The sequence below is a fragment of the uncultured Bifidobacterium sp. genome, from assembly GCF_959020155.1.
In the GTDB taxonomy this organism is placed as follows: Bacteria; Actinomycetota; Actinomycetes; order Actinomycetales; family Bifidobacteriaceae; genus Bifidobacterium.
This window is the reverse complement of record NZ_CAUERC010000054.1, coordinates 1-3,867: the sequence shown is the minus strand read 5'-3', so window position 1 is coordinate 3,867 and position 3,867 is coordinate 1. Positions and strand designations below refer to the sequence as shown.

2 protein-coding genes and 1 pseudogene are annotated in these 3,867 nt (G+C 62.0%); all 3 read right to left on the bottom strand.

Annotated elements, in window-relative coordinates:
- Positions 1-453: TSUP family transporter (locus tag Q5H31_RS08130; protein ID WP_302457666.1), on the bottom strand; the 453-nt coding region annotated here is incomplete at its 3' end.
- 176 nt (positions 454-629) lie between these two features.
- Entirely contained in the window at positions 630-3,239 is a 2,610-nt protein-coding gene (gene pepN / locus Q5H31_RS08125) for an aminopeptidase N (RefSeq protein WP_011068343.1), read from the bottom strand.
- A 41-nt stretch (positions 3,240-3,280) separates the two neighbouring features.
- Positions 3,281-3,867, bottom strand: a pseudogene (locus Q5H31_RS08120) (RNase J family beta-CASP ribonuclease); the annotation flags it as partial.

Genomic DNA, 3,867 nt, shown 5'->3' with positions numbered 1-3,867 from the left:
GGCTTCAGTGGCTTCAGTGGCTTCGATGTGCTTGAGTTGCGCGGTGGCATCCGCGGCGGCTTGCTTGGCCTGCATGCGGCCGCGCGGATTGATGGCGATGATCAGCGAGCTCAGCAAAATCAGCACTGGTGCGGCAAATTCAAAGACACTCGGGTCGAGTTTGAGCAACAGAAACGCACCGGCCACCCCGCCGAATGCGCCAATGACCACATACGTAATGGAGCGTACCGCTTGGCCTTTGAGTTCTTTGCGCGCACCCATCACGCCACCGATGCCCGTGCCGACCACGCCAACGGTGTTAGAAGCGTTTGCCAATACAGGCGGAATGCCGAACGCGAGCAAGGCCGGGTATGAGACCAGTGACGATGCGCCTACCGCATAGCCCACGAATCCTGCGCCGATTCCGGCCAACAGAATCAGTAGTAATGAAGTTATGGAAAAGCCCGCAATCATTCCCCGTATCCTTGTCGCTCATCGACCGGCACATTGCCGGCCTTGAGCGAGAATACGCTGTTGAGGATTGGTTGCGGGTTTTATGTTGGAATGTGGACGTAGCTCCTCGCGGAAGCGATTCCCCCAGTCGCCTGAGGCGACAACTCCCCTCGCACCCGAGGGGGGCCAGAAGGAAATCAGAGCGCTTCGTTGTATTCGCGAACCTTGAGGGTGCGGTGGGAGGATGCCACGTTTTCGACGATCAGACGCTTCAGGGCATTGTCGGCGGCAATGTGCTCGTCCAGCCAGGCGTCACCGAGCTTGACCAGCGTGGCGGGATCGGCGTAGCCCGGGTACAGGCCGTTGAGCAACGCCTCGGCCATGTGATAGGTCTTGTTGGCCCAGACCCAGTCAACGGTCTCGAAGTACTTGGCGGCGAACGGCTCGGCCAGATCGGGGCGCGGGGTGGCGGAGAAGCCACGGGCCACGGCCTCGAGCTGGGAGTTGGTCAGCTCGTCGTTGTGGAGCGCCTGATCCCAAGCCCATTCCTTGGCCTCAGCGGTGGCCATGGAGGCACGGGCGCCGTAGGCGAACTCGCGGTTTTCCGTGGTCTCCTTCTTGGCGAGCTGCGCGTCCACGTCGTCGTTGGTCATCTCGTTGACGGAGGTGAGCGCTTGGACGATGGTCCACGTGAAGTTGTTGTCGATTTCGAGGCCTTCAAGACGCACGGTGCCGTCCAGCAGACCGTGTGCGTTGGCGGCGAATGCGGCGTCGCCCTCCTCACCGTAGCCCAAGTAGGCGGTGACGAGCTGGAACTGGGTGTCCGAGCCGGCTTCGGCGGCGTTGGCCAGAGTCCACAGTTCGGCGGCCACGTGGCGCAGCACATCGTCGCGGCGGGCGGGCGCCACGTAGTGGTGGGCGGTGGTGCTCATGCAGGCCAGCGCGTAACGGAAGGTGGTGGATTCGGTTTCCGTGGCCAGAAGACGCAGGGTCATGTCCACGAAGCGTTCGGCCGGGAATTCGCCGTCACGGGTCATATCCCAGAAGGCGAGCCAGGTCACGGCGCGGGCCAGGGCATCATCGAAACGATGCAGGTTGGCTTCGGCGAATGCCTGGGATTCGGCGTCGAAACGAATCTTGGTGTAGGTCAGGTCATCGTCGTTGACCAGCACGAATGCCGGGCGCGGCTTGCCGGCTGCGGCCTCGACGATGGTGGTTTCGCCATCTACATCGAGTTCGAACTGCTCGGTGCGCACGATCTTGCCGGTTGCGGCGTCTTCGTTGTAGAAGCCGACGGCCAGGCGATGCGGGCGCAGCACCGGGTGTTCGGCCGGCGCGCTCTGGGTGAGCTTCAGTTCGGCGATGGTGCCGTCCGCGTTTACGGTCAGGCCAGTGGCGATCGTGTTGATGCCGGATTCCTCCAGCCACTTGGCGCTCCAGGCCTTGAGATCGCGGCCGGAGGTCTTTTCCAGTTCGCTCAGCAGGTCGGCCAGGGTGGCGTTGGAGTAGGCGTGACGGTTCAGGTAGTTGTGGATACCTTCGAAGAACTGCGTGCGGCCCACGTAGAATGCCAGCTGCTTCAGCACGGAGGCGCCCTTGGCGTAGGTGATGCCGTCGAAGTTGACGTAAGTGTCGTTGAGGTCGTTGATCGGCGCGACGATCGGGTGCGTGGTGGGCAGCTGATCCTGGCGCAGCGCCCAGCTCTTCTCGCCGGAGCAGAAAGTGGCCCAAGCGTCATGCCATTCGGTGGCTTCGGCAGTGGCCAGCGTGGAGGTGAATTCAGCGAAGGACTCGTTGAGCCACAGGTCGTTCCACCACTTCATGGTCACATAGTCGCCGAACCACATGTGCGCAAGCTCGTGCAGCACGGTCACCACACGACGCTCGGCCAGCGCGTCGGTCACCTTGGATTCGAACACGTAGGAGTCGCGGATGGTGACCATGCCGATGTTCTCCATCGCGCCCGCGTTGTATTCGGGAACGTAGATCTGGTCGAACTTGGCGTACGGGTAGGGCACGCCCCAGGTCTTGGCGTAGAACGCGAAGCCCTTCTTGGTGATGTCGAACAGGTAGTCGACGTCCTTCGCGAAGGCCTTGGCCAACGACTGTCGGCAGTACTGGGCCATTGGCACGGTACGGCCGTCTTCGTTCAGGTATTCGGTGTGCCATTCGGCGTACGGGCCGGCGCAGATGGCGGTCAGGTAGGAGCTCATCACCGGGGTCGGCTCGAAGTCCCACAGACGGGTGCTTTCGTTCGGCTTGTCGCCGAGGGTGCCGTCGAGGGTTTCGCGCGGATCGTCCTCGATGGTGGCAACCGGCATGTTGGAGGTGACGATCCAGCTGTCGGGAGCGAGCACCTTGAAGTCGAAGGTGGCCTTCAGGTCAGGCTGGTCGAACACGGCGTAGACGCGGCGAGCGTCCGGCACCTCGAACTGGGAGTACAGGTAGATGTTGCCATCGGACGGGTCGACCGAGCGGTGCAGGCCCTCGCCAGTGTTGGAGTAACGGCACCTGGCTTCGACGGTGACCTCGTTCTTCTCCTTGAGGTCGGTCAGTTCGATGCGGTTGTCTTGGAAGGCCACGGCCGGGTCCAGGGACTTGCCGTTGAGGTCGATGGAGGTCACTTCGTCGGCGATCAGGTCGAGGAAGGTCGACGAACCAGGCTTCGCGTTGAAGCAGATGAACGACTTGGAACCGAAGTTCTTCGCGCCGACCGTCAGGTCAAGGTCGACGTGATAGTGAATCGGCGCTTCGATAACGGCCTTACGTTCTTCGGCTTCAATACGAGTGAGATTAGAACCGGGCATGACTTCAATTACTCCTTACGGTCGTCCCTGGATAATCCGGACTACTTGGTTTCTACGGTTTCGACGTCCTGGGCGATGTCGGCCACGACGGGCACGATCATCGGCTTGCGGTGCAGCTGGCGCGCAACCCAGCTGCCGAGCGTGCGGCGCATGGTCTGCTGCAGCTTGTAGGTGTCGCGCGTGCCCTGCATCATCTGGTCGTTGAGCTGTTCGACGATCTGGTGACGAACCTTGTCGAACTCGCTTTCGTCCTCGGCCACGGCATTCAGGTAGATCTTCGGGCCGGTGACAACCTCGTGATTGTCGGTGTCGACCACCACGAACGCGGAGACGAAGCCCTCGGTGCCGAGAATGCGGCGCTTTTCCAGCTCGTCATCGGTCAGCTCGCCGACGGAATCGCCATCGACGTACACGTAACCACACGGCACGGAGCCGACGACCGCGGCCCTGCCGTGGTACAGGTCGACCACATCGCCGTCTTCGGCCAAAACCACGTTCTGCGGGTCCACGCCGGTCTTGACGGCGATCAGGCCGTTGGCCACCAGATGGCGGTTTTCGCCGTGGATCGGCATGGCGCACTTGGGCTTGACGATGTTGTACATGTACAGCAGCTCGCCCTCGTTGCAGT